The sequence below is a fragment of the Lachnoclostridium sp. An169 genome, from assembly GCF_002160525.1.
GTDB classification, from domain to species: domain Bacteria; phylum Bacillota; class Clostridia; order Lachnospirales; family Lachnospiraceae; genus Mediterraneibacter; species Mediterraneibacter cottocaccae.
On the sequence record NZ_NFKT01000008.1, the window covers coordinates 112688 to 129420 of the forward strand.

14 protein-coding genes are annotated in these 16733 nt (G+C 48.7%); 12 read left to right on the forward strand and 2 right to left on the reverse strand.

What is annotated here, in order from left to right:
- Positions 1–86 precede the first annotated feature (86 nt).
- From pfkA to B5F07_RS08075, 3 genes are read left to right on the forward strand one after another with little or no spacing between them, the layout of a single operon-like run.
- Complete coding sequence (pfkA, locus tag B5F07_RS08065) at positions 87–1097, forward strand: 6-phosphofructokinase (RefSeq protein WP_087160767.1); 1011 nt, start codon at positions 87–89, stop codon at positions 1095–1097.
- 32 nt (positions 1098–1129) lie between these two features.
- Positions 1130–1951 (forward strand): glutamate racemase, encoded by an 822-nt coding sequence (gene murI / locus B5F07_RS08070; protein ID WP_442911410.1) that lies wholly within the window; start codon positions 1130–1132, stop codon positions 1949–1951.
- Between the two features lie 2 nt (positions 1952–1953).
- Positions 1954–2439, forward strand: coding sequence for a DUF1934 domain-containing protein (locus B5F07_RS08075; RefSeq protein WP_087160769.1), 486 nt, complete (start codon positions 1954–1956; stop codon positions 2437–2439).
- A gap of 2 nt (positions 2440–2441) precedes the next feature.
- On the opposite strand, the gene B5F07_RS08080 is transcribed toward B5F07_RS08075, so the two are convergent.
- Complete coding sequence (locus B5F07_RS08080) at positions 2442–3365, reverse strand: AraC family transcriptional regulator (protein ID WP_162613076.1); 924 nt, start codon at positions 3363–3365, stop codon at positions 2442–2444.
- A gap of 166 nt (positions 3366–3531) precedes the next feature.
- On the opposite strand from B5F07_RS08080, the gene B5F07_RS08085 reads away from it, so the two are divergent.
- From B5F07_RS08085 to B5F07_RS08110, 6 genes are all read left to right on the forward strand, one after another.
- Complete coding sequence (locus B5F07_RS08085; RefSeq protein WP_087160771.1) at positions 3532–4566, forward strand: TIM barrel protein; 1035 nt, start codon at positions 3532–3534, stop codon at positions 4564–4566.
- Positions 4567–4609: 43 nt separating this feature from the next.
- Positions 4610–5734, forward strand: coding sequence for a carbohydrate kinase family protein (locus B5F07_RS08090; RefSeq protein ID WP_087160772.1), 1125 nt, complete (start codon positions 4610–4612; stop codon positions 5732–5734).
- A gap of 3 nt (positions 5735–5737) precedes the next feature.
- The gene (locus B5F07_RS08095) at positions 5738–6688 is read left to right on the forward strand and encodes a class II fructose-bisphosphate aldolase (RefSeq protein WP_087160773.1); all 951 of its coding nucleotides are present in this window, start codon (positions 5738–5740) and stop codon (positions 6686–6688) included.
- A gap of 142 nt (positions 6689–6830) precedes the next feature.
- Positions 6831–7955: a CdaR family transcriptional regulator gene (locus B5F07_RS08100; protein WP_087160774.1), complete on the forward strand. Its 1125-nt coding sequence runs from the start codon at positions 6831–6833 to the stop codon at positions 7953–7955.
- Between the two features lie 157 nt (positions 7956–8112).
- Positions 8113–9504, forward strand: a complete 1392-nt coding sequence (locus B5F07_RS08105; protein ID WP_087160775.1) for a GntP family permease — start codon at positions 8113–8115, stop codon at positions 9502–9504.
- Between the two features lie 13 nt (positions 9505–9517).
- Positions 9518–10663 (forward strand): glycerate kinase family protein, encoded by a 1146-nt coding sequence (locus B5F07_RS08110; RefSeq protein WP_087160776.1) that lies wholly within the window; start codon positions 9518–9520, stop codon positions 10661–10663.
- Positions 10664–10746: 83 nt separating this feature from the next.
- On the opposite strand, the gene B5F07_RS08115 is transcribed toward B5F07_RS08110, so the two are convergent.
- The gene (locus B5F07_RS08115) at positions 10747–11616 is read right to left on the reverse strand and encodes an AraC family transcriptional regulator (protein WP_087160777.1); all 870 of its coding nucleotides are present in this window, start codon (positions 11614–11616) and stop codon (positions 10747–10749) included.
- Between the two features lie 170 nt (positions 11617–11786).
- Here B5F07_RS08115 and B5F07_RS08120 point away from each other — a divergent pair, with 170 nt between their 5' ends.
- The 3 genes from B5F07_RS08120 (at position 11787) to B5F07_RS08130 (ending at position 16695) form a co-directional block, all read left to right on the forward strand.
- Positions 11787–14018, forward strand: coding sequence for a beta-glucosidase (locus B5F07_RS08120; protein ID WP_087160778.1), 2232 nt, complete (start codon positions 11787–11789; stop codon positions 14016–14018).
- A 99-nt stretch (positions 14019–14117) separates the two neighbouring features.
- Positions 14118–15878: a sensor histidine kinase gene (locus B5F07_RS08125; RefSeq protein ID WP_140397990.1), complete on the forward strand. Its 1761-nt coding sequence runs from the start codon at positions 14118–14120 to the stop codon at positions 15876–15878.
- Positions 15850–16695, forward strand: coding sequence for a helix-turn-helix domain-containing protein (locus B5F07_RS08130; protein ID WP_087160780.1), 846 nt, complete (start codon positions 15850–15852; stop codon positions 16693–16695). Before B5F07_RS08125 ends, B5F07_RS08130 begins: the two co-directional genes overlap by 29 nt.
- Positions 16696–16733: the final 38 nt, after the last annotated feature.

A 16733-nucleotide genomic window follows, 5' to 3' on the forward strand; every position in this document is an offset into this window, starting at 1 on the left:
AGGTAGAATATTCTCGAAATTGTTAAAAAATAAGCAATTTCAGGGTTTGGAAGTAAGATGACTTTTTTGGAAAGGTGGAGAAGAACATGGCAGAGACAGATAAGGAAAAATTTTTGGATGAAATTGAAGACAGCATCCGTACAATCGGTGTCCTTACCAGCGGCGGCGATGCTCCGGGAATGAATGCGGCGATCCGTGCAGTTGTGAGAAGAGCCCTCTCAAAAGGACTGAAGGTTCGCGGAATCCGCAGAGGATATCACGGACTCCTCAAAGAGGAGATTATCGATCTGTCGGCGCGTGACGTGTCCGATACGATTCAGAGGGGCGGTACCATTCTCCAGACTGCGCGTTGCAAATCCATGCGCACAGAGGAAGGACAGCAGAAGGCTGCGGCAATCTGCAAGAAATATGGCATTGACGGTCTTGTGGTTATCGGTGGAGACGGTTCTTTCGCCGGAGCACAGAAAATTGCGAATCTGGGTGTAAATACGATCGGTATTCCGGGAACGATCGATCTGGACATTGCCTGTACAGATTATACAATCGGTTTTGACACAGCCGTAAATACAGCGATGGAAGCCATCGACAAGGTGCGCGACACATCCACATCCCATGAGCGTTGCAGCATTATCGAGGTTATGGGACGTGACGCCGGATATCTGGCTCTGTGGTGCGGTATCGCAAACGGTGCGGAGAGAATCCTGATGCCGGAGGAGCATGACTTCAATGAGGAAGAGATCGTAAAGGATATTCTGGCAAGTAAGAAGCGCGGCAAGAAGAATTATATCATTATTAACGCAGAGGGAATCGGAGATTCCATTAATATGGCGAAGAGAATCGAAAAGGCGACGGGCATGGAGACAAGAGCTACGATTCTCGGACACATGCAGCGCGGCGGAAGCCCGACATGTAAGGACCGTGTTTATGCATCTGTTATGGGTGTGATGGCAGTAGATCTGCTCTGCGCAGGTAAGACGAACAGAGTTGTCGGCTACAAGGACGGCAAGTTCGTAGACTATGATATCGAAGAAGCGCTGGCGATGAAGAAGAGTATATCCCAGTATGAATATGAGGTTGCCAAGACACTGGCGCTGTAAGAAAGATATTCAGGAGAGTATAAGACGTGAGTTTGGAGAGCAGGAAAACAGCTCCGGTCGGAGTGTTTGATTCGGGAGTCGGCGGGCTGACGGTTGCAAGGGAGATCTCAAGACAGCTTCCGCTGGAGAATATTGTATATTTCGGAGATACGGCCCGCGTTCCCTATGGAAGCAAGTCGCAGAATACGATTATCCGCTTTTCGGAGCAGATTATCCGTTTCCTTAAGACAAAAGGAGTCAAGGCGATTGTGATCGCCTGCAATACGGCCAGCGCACTGGCACTGGACGCTGTCAAGGATGAGTTTGACATCCCTGTTATGGGGGTGGTCATTCCGGGTGCCAGAGCGGCGGTTGAAGCGACGAAAAAGCGCAAGGTCGGCGTCGTGGGGACGGATGCCACTGTCCAGAGCGGTATGTATACAAAGATCATTCACGGCATGGCGCCGGATATCGAAGTGATCGAGAAGGCATGCCCCCTCTTTGTACCCCTTGTGGAGGAAGGATTTAAAGAACATCATGTGACACAGGAAGTGATCGAATTTTATCTGGAATCCATGCGCAGCACCGGTATTGACGCCATGATCCTGGGCTGCACTCATTATCCTCTCCTGCGCTCCAGAATTCGTGACTATATGGGAAAAGATATTCAGATTGTGAATCCTGCCTATGAGACCGCCATGGATCTCAAGGCGCTTCTCAGGGAACAGAACATGGAAAACGACGGGACAACCGCGCAGCACAGCAGATATGAATTCTATGTCAGCGATATGGCGGAGAAGTTCAGAAAGTTTGCAAATACAGTGATGCCCTTTGATGTCCCGACAACAAATGTGGTAAATATTGAGGAATATTAGAGATGAAGAAAGATGTACTGGTCAGTATTTCCGGAACCCACATCGGTGTTGTAGCGCAGATGGAGGATATGCCGGCGGGACCGCAGGATGAAGAGGAAGCGATCGAGATCGTGACTCCTGCAAGTTATTACTGCCGGAACGGCAAACATTATGTTCTTTTTGATGAAGTGATCGAAGGGATGAGCGGAACGATCAAAAACAGGATCAAGATCAACGGAACGGACAGCCTGGAGATTATGAAAACAGGGCTTTCCAACTCCCATATGATTTTTGAAAAGAACAAGAAAAACCTGAGTTATTACCGGACTCCTTACGGACAGCTCCTGATCGGCGTGAATACGCGGAATATGGAGATCAGTTATGAGGAGGACAAGATTGACATCCGGGTGGATTATGAGCTGGATGTCAACCATGCACCGCTTGCAGACTGCAGTGTGAAGATGAACATTATGTCCAAGGACAGCGGTGAATTTTCGGTGCTGAGCTGATTTTATCTGTATTTCCGGAAAAGGAATGCAGATTGTTCAAATGAATATCGCTTCTGTACACTGTCTGTCGGAAGAGCTGCCAGGATAAACGGCGGTTTTTCCGGCATTTTTTTGTATTCTTTTACCGTGCATCCGAGGTTTTTCAGAAACATCTGATTCAGGTAACGGCTGCTTGAGAATCCGGTTTCCAGGCAGATGTCAAGAATGCTCAGATCGGAAGAGTCTGCCAGGCGGAGCGCCTGCTCAAAACGGACCTGGTTCAGGTAATCCTGGAAGGAAATCCCCAGCATATTTTTGATAAAATGAGAAATATGACAGGCTGACACATGTTCCAGAGCCGCAATATCATCCAGTGCGATGTGTTCCGAATAGTGTTCTGCGATATAGTCCATGATCCGGTTAAGACGGCGGGAATTTTTCTTCGCTGCATCAGATTCCTTCTCGTTGGAGAAAGAAAAATGCGCAGCCGAGAGAATCTCGTACATGGCGTCAAGAAGCAGGGCAGAACACCGCACGTCATTAAAGGGCCGGGCGGAAAAGTATACATCCGCGCAGTCCAGGAGAATGCGGTGAAGCGTGTTGTGGAGAGAACCGCTGCGGATAATATTGCTCTGCAGTGACAGAAAACCGAGCTGATGGTTGATTTTCCGGTAGAAATCCGTCTTTATCTGGAAAGCGAGGATCAGGTTCTTCTCTCCTGTGCCATGGAAAGAGTGAACCTGGTAGCGGGTGATCACATAGATATCACCGGGGCGGAGGCGGTGCTGCTCCTGTTCGGTAAACAGCAGAAGAGAGCCCTCCAGGAGAATTCCGATTTCCAGATCCTCGTGGCCGTGAGGGCTGCGGGAAGTCATCTCCACGAGAAAGATTTCCAGATGTTTCATAGTAGTGTGACGGACGATTTCAAACTCTTTTTTCTGCTCCATGGATATTTGCCTCGTTTCTTTCAGGTGTTCATAGTATACCATATAATTCCGCAATATGGGATAGAGAAAACCGCAAGATTGTCATTTTTTCAAATCCCCTTTCTGGTATAACAGAATTATAGAAATCCCAGGGCGCCGGGACGGAAAACAGAAGGAGGATATAGCAATGACAAAATTTAAATTTTCTGTAGGACCGTGGAATGTACACGCGGGAGCAGATTCCTACGGACCGGCTACAAGAGCGGAGATTCCCATGGAGGAAAAGTTCAAAAAGTTCGCAGAACTCGGATTTTCGGCAGTTCAGTTCCACGATGACGATGCAGTTCCGAACATCAACGACTATACGGAAGAAGAGATCAAAGAAAAAGCCCGCGAGCTGAAGAAGACACTGGACAAATATAATCTGAAGGCTGAGTTTGTCGCTCCCCGTCTCTGGATGGATCCCCACACACAGGACGGCGGATTTATGAGCACATCCGCAGAGGACCGGGAATATGCGATGTGGAGGGCTTACCGCTCCATTGATATCGCCAACGAACTGGGCTGCGACATGATTGTACTGTGGCTTGCCAGAGAGGGAACCCTCTGTGCGGAGTCAAAATCTCCGGTCTGGGCGACAAAGATGCTGATCGAGTCCATCAACAAGATGCTGGAGTATGATCCGAAGATCCGGGTATGTATTGAGCCGAAGCCCAATGAGCCCATTGACCGGAGTATCTGCGGAACAATGGGGCACGTTATGGCAGTTTCTGCAGCAACCATTGATCCATCCCGTGTAGGCGGCAACCTGGAGAGTGCCCACGCGATCCTTGCAGGACTTGACCCGGCTCATGAGATCGGATTTGCCATGGCGATGGGAAAGCTGATGACCGTACACCTGAATGACCAGAACAGTATCCGCTACGATCAGGATAAATCTTTCGGAGTGGAGAACTTAAGGGCTGCATTCAATCAGGTGAAAGTGCTCAAGGAAAACGGGTACGGCGATCACGGCGAGTATGTAGGCCTGGATGTGAAGGCGATGCGCACGACAAAGGATGAGGACAGCTACAAGCATCTGGAAAACAGCCTGAAGATCTTCAAGGCGCTTGAGGAAAAAGTGGACAGATTCGACTATGACTTCCAGAAGAAGTGTGTGGAGAACCGCGACTTTGAAGCTCTGGAGATGTATGTGATGAATCTTCTGATGGGAATTGAGTGATTGGAAATTGAGCGACAGATTGAGTGATAAATTGAGCGGTAAGATGAAGAAAAAAGTGATTGCGGCGGGACATATCTGCCTGGATATCACCCCCACGTTTCAGATGGAGAGCCAGAGCGGGACCGGACGGGTCTTTGTGCCGGGAAGGCTTATCGAGACGGGAAAGGCGGATATCCATACAGGCGGCGCGGTGGCGAACACCGGGCTTGCCATGAAGATACTGGGGGCGGACGTGACGCTGATGGGGAAGATCGGCGATGACGCCTTCGGAAACATGGTGATGAACATACTTGGGAAATACGATGCGGACGGAGGGATGATCGTATCGAAGGAAGAGTCAACCTCCTACTCCATCGTCCTGGCAGTGCCGGGGATCGACCGGATTTTCCTTCACAACCCCGGGGCAAACCATACATTCCGCGCTTCGGATATCCCGGAGGAGGCACTGGAAGATGCGGCGCTGTTCCATTTCGGGTATCCGCCGCTGATGAAATCCATGTATGAAAACGACGGCAGCGAGCTGGTCGGGCTGATGAAGAACATGAAGCGTCATGATATAGCCACATCTCTGGATATGGCGGCGGTTGACGGAGATTCGGAGGCAGGGAAAGCCAACTGGGAGAAGATACTGGAACAGGTTCTTCCTTATGTAGATTTCTTTGTTCCCAGTGCGGAGGAACTCTGTTTCATGTTGGATAAAGAGCGTTTCGCGGACTGGAAGCGGCGCGCGGGAGACGGAGACGTCACGGAAATCCTGGATATTGAGAGAGATATCCGGCCTCTCGCTGATCAGTGTATGGCGTTCGGGGCAAAGGTACTGCTGATCAAGTGCGGCGCTGCGGGAATGTATTACCGGACAGCAGACCGGATGCAGCTGCTTGGCGTCGGCGGCAGGATCGGACTGAATGTGGGCGAGTGGGCGCAGAAGGAAGGCTTTGAAGAAAGTTATGTTCCGGAAAGAGTGCTTTCCGGAACCGGGGCGGGAGATACAAGTATTGCCGCGTTCCTCACAGCAGTGCTGGAAGGGTACAGCCTGGAGCGCGCCATGAACCTTGCGGCTGCGGAAGGAGCGAGCTGTGTGGCGGCTTACGATGCCTTAAGCGGGCTGAAATCCCTCGAAGAACTGGAGAAAAAGATCAGCGCAGGTTGGGAAAAGAGGAGAACATAAAACATGTTAGTAAATTTGAATGACGTATTGATTCCGGCAAGAAAAGGACATTATGCGGTGGGACTGTTTAACGCGGTCAACCTTGAACTGGCGAGAGGGATTATCAGTGCGGCAGAGTCGAGAAGAGCTCCGGTGATTATGGGGACAGCAGAGGTACTGTTCCCCTATGGTCCGCTGGAAGAAGTCTCATATTATCTTCTTCCGATGGCGAAGAAGGCGAGCGTCCCTGTGGTGATCCATCTGGACCACGGCCTGAAAAAAGAGACCTGTCTGAAAGCGTTGGAACTGGGATTCTCTTCGATTATGTACGACTGCTCTACGGATCCTTACGATGTGAATGTAAAGAAAGTCAAAGAGATGGCAGAGATTGCCCATGCGTACGGCGCCACAATCGAAGGCGAGCTGGGACATGTAGGGGACAATGAGGGCTCGGCAGAGGGAGACAGCCGGATGGATGACCCATCCCGTTTCTTCACGGATCCGAAGATGGCAAAGGACTACGTGGACAAAACAGGAGTGGACGCCCTGGCGATCGCGGTGGGAAATGCCCATGGCGCATATAAGCTTCCGCCGAAGCTGGACTTCGGACGGATCCGGGAGATCGCCCGGAGCGTCAGTGTGCCGCTGGTGCTCCACGGAGGCTCGGGACTTACGGATAATGATTTCCGTCAGGCTATCCGGGAAGGAATCAGCAAGGTCAATATTTTCACTGATATTAACGTGGCGGCAGTGGAAGCGGAGTTCCAGCGTTTCAGTTCCATGAACAAGGGAATTATTGATCTGATCCCGGCGGCTGTGGAGGCAGTAAAGCAGGAGACCATGAAGAAGATCGATCTGTTCGGAAGCGGCGGAAAGGCAGACAACGGAATGAACGCCGGCGGAACCGGCACTGTGGACGTGGAACTGCTGACGAAACTGGTCGCTGATGAGGTGAAGAAGCATCTGAAAAAATAAAAGAGATACGGTGATATGCCGGATGTCAGGGGGGGCTGTGCAGTGCGCAGCCCCTAAAAAACTCTTTTCACGGAAGGATTATTGAAGTAAAATAATAAATGTTGAACGAAAGAAATTAATTTCCGGAAGGGAGCGCATTCAGATGCTTGACGTATCTCTGGCAAAAAAACTGATTGAGAGAGTGACAGAATATACCAGTTACAATGTAAATATCATGAATGAAGACGGCGTCATTATCGCCAGCCGGGATCCGGAGCGGGTGGGGACATTCCACGAGGCGGCATATCAGATCGTTCACGGCGGTAAGGATATCATAACTGTGGAAGGCGATCATGATTATCCGGGGGTGCTCCGGGGAATGAATATGGTTATAGACATAGACGGAAGGCGGGAGGGCGTGGTCGGCGTAACAGGCAATCCCGATGAGATCCGCCCGGTTGCGCTTATCACCAAGATGGCCATCGAGACGATGATCAAATATGAAAACCAGAAGCTTCAGTCGATCCGGAGACAGACAAGGAAAGAGCGGTTTGCGGAGATGCTGACCCATGAACCGAATCCTGACCCGAACTATATCCGGGGGCTTGCACGGGAACTGAATTACCATGAGGATATTGTGCGTATTCCGGTGCTCTGCCGGCCGGAACAGCCGAAGTATGTGGACGCCCTGCTTGAGACGATAAAGAGCAGCAGTTCCCATGGCGGGGAGGACATCAGTTTTACTCTGGACGATAAGTATGTGCTCGTCTATAAAACGCTGGACACATCGAAAGAGAATATCTTTTCGGATTATAAATACATTCTCGCGGACTATCTGGGCGGCGCGCTGAAGTGGATGCGGAAGGAAAATATCGGGTGCCGGTTCTTTGTAGGAACCTTTCAGAGCAATTTTACCCAGTATTACTGCGCTTACCGGCACTGCCGCTGGCTGGCGGATAATATCCATTCGGAACACACGGCAGTATATTTTTATGACAATGCAGGAAAATACATACAGCAGCTGCTCCCCCAGAAGGAACTGCAGCAGATATTCAATGTGTTCGGAAGCAGTTTGTCGAGCGAGTTTAAGAAAGATTACTGCGAGCTGGTGGGCAGCCTGATTGACAATGACTTCAATATTGCCGCGGCGGCGAGACAGATCTTCATGCACAAGAACACGTTCGTCTACCGGTATAATAAAGTCCGCGACATGCTCAATGTAAATCCCCAGGCATCGCCCCGGGACAAATGGCTGCTTATCTATCTCTATCTGTATATGACCCCGTAAAACGGTTCCGCTTACAGTGAAGAGAACGAACATATGTTTTGTGCTGACGACACAAAATTTGCCCCTCGTTTTGTGCTGCGGCGTTCTGAATTTCGAAAAAATCCCCTGCTAAAATAGGTGCATACCAGAAAACACCAGAGAAAAGGGGGTTATATTTATGACTGGTTTTCCACTTATAATCGCGTTCGTTATCGCGATTATCGTCATGATCGTAGCTATTTCAAAATTCAAGATTCATCCATTTCTTGCGATCATGGCAATCTCGCTGATCCTCGGACTGGTGGCGGGCATTCCGCTTGTTGACCAGACGGCAGAGGACGGCACTGTCACACAGGGGTTGGCAAATGTAATCGGAGCCGGATTTTCCGGGACATTTACGAGCATCGGTATCGTAATTATCCTCGGCGCGCTGATCGGAACGATCCTGGAAGAAACAGGAGCAGCGCTGAAGCTTGCGGATATGGTGATCCGTCTCGTCGGGAAAAACCATCCGGAACTTGCCATTGAGCTTATGGGCTGGGTTGTATCTATCCCGGTATTCTGTGATTCGGGTTTCGTTATCCTCAACCCGATCAGAAAGGCTCTTGTAAACCGCACGGGAACCTCCTCGGTTGCCATGACGGTAGCTCTTGCCAGCGGACTTTATATTTCGCATGTGTTCATCCCGCCGACACCGGGACCGATCGCAGCGGCTTCCACGCTTGGCATCGGCAACAATATGCTTCTCGTCATGGGAATGGGCGCGCTCTGCTCCATCTTCCCGCTGATTGCCGGATATTTTTATGCAAACTATATCGGCAAAAAGGTGACATCTGACGATGAGGCAAATGCCAATGATGTAAAGAAAACATACGAAGAACTTGTAGCGGAGTACGGAAAACTTCCAAACGGCTTCAATGCTCTTGCGCCGATCATTATCCCGATCATCCTGATGGGATTGAGCTCCATCGCTTCCATGGCCGGATGGACCGGACTGGCAAGTGATATCCTGCAGTTCCTCGGCACACCGATCATTGCTCTTGCAGTCGGTACTGTATTCGGCGTGATCCAGCTGGCAGGAGCGAAGAAGCTGGGCAATTTCTACAAGCTGACAGACGATACGTTAAAGACGGTAGGACCGATCCTTTTTGTTACGGCGGCAGGCGGCGTTCTTGGAAAAGTTATCTCTTCCACGGACATGATCAACTACATTACACAGAACGCGGCTCTTCTGGAGACAATCGGCATCTTCTTCCCGTTCATTCTGGCGGCGATCCTGAAGACAGCGCAGGGGTCTTCCACAGTGGCACTTACGACGACAGCAGGTATTGTGGCGCCGATTCTTCCGGTGCTCGGACTGGCGACACCTGTCAGAACAGCGCTTACCGTTATGGCAATTGGTGCAGGAGCCATGACAGTATCCCATGCTAACGATTCCTATTTCTGGGTTGTGACAAACTTCGGAGCCATGACGCCGGAGAAAGGATACAAGACACAGACAGTTGCAACCCTGATACTTGGTATTTCAAGTATGGTGGAGATCTTCATCCTTTCGCTTTTCCTGCACTGATAAGGAGGGACCTATGAAATTTTTATTTGCATCCGATTCATTTAAAGGAACTCTGTCTTCAAAGAGGACCGCTGAGCTTCTTGCACAGGCGGCGTCGGAGATCTTTCCCGGATGTGAGTACAGCAGTATTGAAGTGGCAGACGGAGGAGAGGGAACGACGGATGCAGTGCTCTCAGCGGTAAACGGAGAGAAAATAGCAGTTTCCGTTCACGGTCCTCTCTGGGAAGAAATATCTGCTTACTACGGAAAACTTGATGACAGAAGAGCTGTCATGGAGATGGCGGCAGCCTCAGGGCTGCCCCTTGTCCCGAGTGAGCAGAGAGATCCGAGAAAGACAACTTCCTACGGAACCGGGGAGATGATTGCAGACGCTCTTGGCAAAGGTTTCCGTGATATTTCGATTGCCATCGGCGGTTCCGCAACAAACGACGGCGGCATCGGCTGTATGAGGGCGCTGGGAGTCCGTTTCCTGGATGAAAACGGTCAGGAACTCTCCGGGTGCGGGGCAGATCTGGCGGAAATACGGAGCATTGACGTATCGGGGCTTGATCCCCGTGTAAAGGAATGTAAGTTTACCGTCATGTGTGATGTGACGAATCCTCTCTGCGGAGAAAAAGGGGCGACCCACACCTTTGGAAAACAGAAGGGCGGTACGCCGGAGATCCTTGAGGAGCTGGAAAAAGGAATGTGCAACTACCGCGATATCCTGAAGAACCAGTTCGGAGTCAATATGGACGAGGTGCCCGGTGCAGGAGCCGCAGGCGGACTTGGAGCCGCTCTCATGGTTTTCCTGAACGGTACGCTCAAATCAGGAATCGAGACCGTACTTGACCTGGTGGAATTTGATCGGAAACTGGAAGGCGTGTCGCTGGTTGTCACAGGGGAAGGTTCCACAGACTGGCAGTCTGTCTTCGGCAAGGTGATGCAGGGCGTGGGCGTCCACTGCAGGAAAGCGGGGATCCCCGCCGTGGCAGTTGTGGGAAGTATGGGAAAAGGTGCGGAGGATATCTTTGACTACGGCATCGAATCCATCCTTACTACCGTAAATGCAGTCATGCCTCTTGACGAGGCGCTTGGCAGGGCGGAAGAACTGTACCTGCAGGCAGCGCGGCGGATGTTCCGGATGCTGAGAGCCGGACGGGAGATGAAGAACGTATAGACTGCAGAGAACTGAATGATAGGAAATACACATAATTTATTAATATTAAGGGGATCCGAGAGGGTCCCCTTTCCATTGCCTCATTATGCTTCTTCCGATCTATGTGCTTTGCCGGCTGCAGGTGAACAGGACTTCCTGAGCTGCAGCGGCGGTTTGCCGTATTTTTCCCTGAATTTTCTTACAAAAACCGGATAATTGCAGAAACCGCTGGCTTCGAAGATCTGCTGTACCGAAAAATCTGTATACAGTATCAGATGATGAGCGAGATTTAGGCGGAGCATATCCAGATATGCAGTATATGTCATGCCAATATATTTCTTAAAGAATCGCGATAAATATGCTGGTGACAGCCCGAATAGTTCTGAAACAGCAGAAAGAGAAAGTGCTTCCTGAAAATGAGAATTCAGATAATCGACAATAGAAATCAGTCTTTCGGAATTCTTTTCATCGAGGATCGGGCAAGGGGCGGAGTCCTCTGACTGAAAGTCCTTCATGATAACATAGAGAAGCTGATAGAGAAGAGATTTTTGAAGCAGATGGAGATAAGTCTCGTCAGGACTTGAAGAAGTACACAGATTATCCAGGATTTTGCGCACTGCCATCCTCCCGTCTGCGGAAAAAGTTTCTCCGATGCAGGTATCAAAGGCAATATGACTGCAATCGGGACAGTTCTCTTTTACAAAATTCAGGGAGAGCTGCAGCATATATCCGGAAGTAGCTTCTCCGGATTGTATGGAATGGATTCGGTTGGAACCGATCAGAATAAAACTGTCGGGAGTAAGTGTTATAACGGTTCCGTTAATTGTAATAAAGAGTGATCCCTCCAGAAGAAAGATCAGTTCTATGTCTGTGTGCCAGTGAGGCGGGTAATACTCGGCCACAGGGTTCCATGTTGCGGTGAAACGGGCAGGAAGCAGGTTGGAGTTAGTGACGATTTCATAGGGATATTTCATACAGGCCTCCTTATCAGGTAAAAAAATAATATATTTTTTGTCAACAAAATAGCTGTTTAGAGATAAAGAAAAGCGCTAAAATGCAAGTATACAGAAGAAAAATGCTGTCTTGTGTACAGGGTTTAGTATAACAAAGCGGATAAGAAAAATCAAACAGACAGGAGACAAAAATGAAAACATTAAAAAAAGAAGTGGAAAAAATTCTGAAATCTATGAGTCTGGAAGAAAAAGCATCTTTGCTGTCTCAGTATGTAATGGAACAGACAGACGTGGGAAAATACGGACTGTCAGGATTTCTGCTGGCGGATGGCCCCTCCGGGATACGTAAAATGAAGAGTGCTGATTCGGAGGATATTTATGATACTGTGCCTCTTACTTCCTATCCTTCAGCAAGTACCTATGCATGTTCGTGGGACAGAGAACTTCTGCGGGAACTGGGACACTGTCTTGGAGCAGAAGCTCAGGCAGAAGGCGTAAGTGTATTGCTGGGACCGGGCTGCAATATAAAGAGGAGTCCTCTGGGGGGAAGAAACTTTGAATACTATTCAGAGGATCCGGTACTGACCTCAGAGCTTGCAACCGAATATGTTCTTGGACTGCAGGAGGAGGGAACAGGTGCATGCGTGAAACATTTCGCGTGCAACAATCAGGAGACCCGGCGCATGACTGTCAACGAGCATATAGACAACCGTACATTGCATGAAATATATCTTAAAGCCTTTGAAAAGCCTGTTCGTACAGGTAAGCCCTATATGGTGATGAGCGCGTATAATCGCGTGAATGGAGAGTATGGCGCCGAGAGCGGAAAATTACTGCGTGATACGCTGCGGGGAGAATGGGGGTATCAGGGAAATGTAGTCACGGACTGTTTTGGGGCTCATAATCTGGCGAAAGCGGTAAAAAACGGGTTGAATCTTCAGATGGCCGGGGAATCGGCAGAGCGTCTGGCAGAAGAAGTCGGCGAACTGATCAGCAGAGGGAGTCTGACGGAAGAAGAACTGGATGCAAGTGTAGCGCCCACTGTGGAGCTGTCCCTGAAATGCAGAGATTCCAGAAGGAATACACAGTATGATCCGGAACAGCATCACCGGTTTGCGGAGAAGCTGGCACGGGAAAGCATGGTTCTGCTGAAAAACGAGGAAAATTTTCTTCCGGTATCACCCGATGATCGTATTGCAGTGATAGGAGGAATGGCCGGAAAACTGAGGTTTCAGGGGGGAGGAAGCTCCCATGTCACACCGTACTGTCTGGAACAGGTGAACGATGCGGTGAGAAGAATCTGTCCCGGTGCTGTGTATTCGCAGGGGTATGATGATGATGTCACAGACGAGGCTCTGATGGAGGAAGCGGTAAAGACTGCACAGGACGCGGATAAAGTTATTTTCTGTATGGGACTTCCGGAAATCTATGAATCAGAAGGCTATGACAGAATGCATATGAGGCTTCCGAAGTGCCAGGAAGAGCTTCTCATGAAGATTCTTGAAGTAAATCCGCAGGTGGCAGTTGTATTATTTCATGGGGCCCCTGTGGAAATGCCGTGGATACATCAGGTTAGGGCTGTGCTTGACGCCTGCCTCCCTGGGGAAGCAGGAGGGAGTGCAGTGGCAGACCTGCTGTTTGGAAGGGCAAATCCGTGCGGAAAACTGGCAGAGACAATCCCGGTGAAATTATCGGACAATCCAAGCTATCTGAATTTCCCCGGCAGTCTCGATAATGTTGTATATGCCGAACGGATATATGTGGGATACCGGTATTACGACAAGAAAGAAATGGAAGTCCGGTTTCCTTTCGGGTATGGACTGTCATATACTACATTTTCCTACAGTGGTCTGGAGATTGGCTGTGAAGGAAAAACGGTGAGCCTGGATGTGGAAAATACCGGAAACAGAGATGGCGGGGAAATCGTGCAGATCTATGTAAGAAAGCCCGGCATTCTGTATGACTGTCCGATACGGGAGCTGGCCGGATTTGAGAAGGTATTTCTCAGAGCCGGAGAAAAAAGGAGAATTACCATAGCATTGGAAAAATATGCATACAGCATATATGATGGCGATGCAGACTGCTGGAGTGTGGAAGGAGGAACGTATGTGATCGAGGCCGGACGTTCTTCCAGAGACATCTGCCTTGAACAGGAGATTGTGATCGGACAGGACAGGACGCTGGCGCCGATAACAGAGGATACCTGTCTTGGAGACATGCTGGAGATTTATGGAAAGAAGGAGACCCTGGAAGAACTGTTTGCCGGCTATCCGGATTGCCGCCGTTTCCTGCATTATTGCATGGATGCAAATCCTCTGATACGGACAATGGGAACATTAATGAGTTTCCAGACGCTCAGAAGAGTAGATAATACGCTGAAAGAAGATGATATCAGGTATTTTCTGAAAGTTCTGAATCAATGATGTAAAACTGAATAATAAAGGAAAAAGACACACGGGAAAAGGATTACTTTTCGTGTGCTTTTTCTGTATAATAAGGGAAAGAGAGAGGGGGCGGCGGCAATGGAGAAAAAACTTCCGTGGTATAAGACGGTAGCGTTTAAACTGATGTGCATTTTGCTGCTGACGCTTCTAATGGAAATAACGTTTTTTTTGAAATTGTACGACAATTTTCAGAGAGACACCATCAGCAGCGTCAGGGAGACAACATTTAGCCGTGATCAGCAGATTTTTGAAAATTTTTATTCTAAAATAGAGGAAGCGGAATTTTATGCCCAGGATTTGTATAATGAACCCGCTCTCTATTTGTTGTCGGATATGTGGGAATATTATGATGTACTTGAGCGCTCGGAGAAAATTGTGGATATTCAGAATCGTATGCAGTGGTATCGGTTCATGGAGTGGTTTATCTCTGATATGGAGGTTTATCTGTTAAGAAATAGTCTGACAATCCATTACAGTTACTGGGCGGAAATGAATGAAGAAGACCAACAGGCGATAGATGCATATTTTGAGAATCCAGAGACGCTTACCGTGGATCATGGCAATGTCCGGATTTATATAGGAAATTTTTCGCAGGGAACCGGGCGCGATCAGGTGAGGGCAATCTGCCGTATGACAATTTCCGGATACAAATTTCAGGAACTTTTACAGCAGTTGAGTAATGATGACATGGCGCAGGCGGCGATTCTGATTGACGGGGAAGTTCTTATGGAGAATGTCAGAGATGAGGAGACGCTCCGGCAGATGCTTGAATATTACCGGGAAGGAAAAGAGGAAGAGAGGGGCGGAACGTTTCAGGTTACCGGAAAAAACGGAGAATACTTCTGCTCATATATTGGAGATTATGGACATAGAATTGATGTTCTGACCTGCCGGTCTTACAACGCTGTATTCCAGGATATAAAGGAAAGCTTTTATCTTGTTCCGCTGATTCTGACAGTGAATCTGGCGGTGTTTCTACTGTTTCTGCTGTATGTAAGACGATATATCAGGCGTCCGGTTCAGGTGCTGTGCTCCGCATTTGACAAAATTAAAGACGGAGATGAAGCTGTCACTGTGGAGGCGAGTACAAGAGATGAGTTCGCCCATCTTTATACAGGGTTTAATGAGATGAGCAAGCGGCTTTCGCAGAATATCCGGGAAAATTATCTTGCGCAGATCGACCTGCAGAGGGAACAGCTCAAGCAGCTCCAGGCACAGATAAATCCTCATTTCCTTTATAATACGCTGCTGTTTATAAAAATCAGAATTAAGCGGGGGGATAATGAAGGAGCAGAACACATGGCGGGACTGCTGAGCGATTATTTCCGGTTTATGAACAGAAACAGGAGAGATGTGATTCCTCTGGAGGAGGAACTTGCGTGTATCTGTACTTATATGAGCATCCAGGGAGCGCGCTTTGCAAACCGGTTTCAGTTCAGAGTAGAGCCGTGTCCGGAAGAGATGAAAAAGCTTCCTGTGCCGAGACTCCTTTTACAGCCGCTTGTGGAAAATGCTGTGAAGTATGGAGTGGAACGAATTGAAGAAAATGGGGAAATCAGCCTGTATTTTGAAAGAGATAAAGAAAAATTCAGTGTTATCATCGAGGAATCCGGGATAGAAATAAATCAGGCGGAGATTGATGAGATGAATCTCAGAGTTCAGTCTCCGCCGGAGGAGGCTGAAATTACTTCCACTATCAATATAAACAGAAGAATAAAGCTTTTTTACGGGGAAAACTACTGTCTCAGATATGAGAAAACGGAAAAAGGTGCAATACGGACTATTGCCGAGCTAAACGGAGGAAAAACCTATGAGCAAATGGAAAGTTCTGGTAGTTGACGACGAGATGGAAATAGCCGAATATATAGGAAGTCTGGTAGAAGAAACAATAGGACAGGATGCGGAGATTGAGGTGCTCTATTCCGGAACAAGAGCGAAAAAGAGACTGGAGGAGGAAAAAGTGGATCTGCTGCTGACAGACCTGGTTATGCCGGTTACTGACGGATTTCAGCTCCTGGAATACGCCGCGGAGAACTGCCCGGAAATGGAAGTAATACTGTTGACGGCTTATGAGGAATTTGAATATATCTACAGGGCAAATAAAATCAGACCATGCAGTTATGTGGTCAAAGCCGAAAAAGAGAGTGTGATCTGCAGGAAGATTGAAGAGGCTGCAAACCGGATCCGGGATTCCAGGTCACGAAGAGATACTGTGGAGCATGCCAGAAAACAGATAGAAGAGGTGAAACAGATTTTCTCTGAGGAAAAGGTAAAGCAGATGATAACTTACGAGGAATATGGAGAATCAGATCAGAGTGAACGACAAATGATAGAAATTATCAAAAATTATATTCGGGAACACAGAAAGGAAGATCTGACAGCGGCATCCATTGCAGAGGTTTTTCACTATTCGCCGGCGTATTTGTCAAAAATATTTCGGATTTATGGAAAAGAGAAGCTGTCTGTCTATATTATGCGCCAGAAACTCAGTGAGGCAAAGCGGATGCTGGTGGAAACGGATCAGACAGTGCAGAGTATCGCGGGGAGTCTGGGATATCAGTCCCCGCAGGCGTTTGCCCGGGCTTTCCGCCGCGAACTGGGAGTGACTCCTCAGGAGTATCGGAGAGATTATGGGAGAAGAAAAGAAGGGTTATAAAAACGCTTTTGCTTAATCCTTACGAGTTGAATTATAGG

Bases quoted from the DNA above. Each gene is read 5' to 3' on its own strand.
- B5F07_RS08125 (WP_140397990.1), top strand. From the start codon at position 14,118: ATGGAGAAAAAACTTCCGTGGTATAAGACGGTAGCGTTTAAACTGATG.
- B5F07_RS08075 (WP_087160769.1), top strand. From the start codon at position 1,954: ATGAAGAAAGATGTACTGGTCAGTATTTCCGGAACCCACATCGGTGTT.
- B5F07_RS08130 (WP_087160780.1), top strand. From the start codon at position 15,850: ATGAGCAAATGGAAAGTTCTGGTAGTTGACGACGAGATGGAAATAGCC.
- B5F07_RS08120 (WP_087160778.1), top strand. From the start codon at position 11,787: ATGAAAACATTAAAAAAAGAAGTGGAAAAAATTCTGAAATCTATGAGT.
- pfkA (WP_087160767.1), top strand. From the start codon at position 87: ATGGCAGAGACAGATAAGGAAAAATTTTTGGATGAAATTGAAGACAGC.
- B5F07_RS08105 (WP_087160775.1), top strand. From the start codon at position 8,113: ATGACTGGTTTTCCACTTATAATCGCGTTCGTTATCGCGATTATCGTC.
- B5F07_RS08110 (WP_087160776.1), top strand. From the start codon at position 9,518: ATGAAATTTTTATTTGCATCCGATTCATTTAAAGGAACTCTGTCTTCA.
- B5F07_RS08115 (WP_087160777.1), bottom strand. From the start codon at position 11,616: ATGAAATATCCCTATGAAATCGTCACTAACTCCAACCTGCTTCCTGCC.
- B5F07_RS08085 (WP_087160771.1), top strand. From the start codon at position 3,532: ATGACAAAATTTAAATTTTCTGTAGGACCGTGGAATGTACACGCGGGA.
- B5F07_RS08090 (WP_087160772.1), top strand. From the start codon at position 4,610: ATGAAGAAAAAAGTGATTGCGGCGGGACATATCTGCCTGGATATCACC.
- B5F07_RS08100 (WP_087160774.1), top strand. From the start codon at position 6,831: ATGCTTGACGTATCTCTGGCAAAAAAACTGATTGAGAGAGTGACAGAA.
- B5F07_RS08095 (WP_087160773.1), top strand. From the start codon at position 5,738: ATGTTAGTAAATTTGAATGACGTATTGATTCCGGCAAGAAAAGGACAT.
- B5F07_RS08080 (WP_162613076.1), bottom strand. From the start codon at position 3,365: ATGGAGCAGAAAAAAGAGTTTGAAATCGTCCGTCACACTACTATGAAA.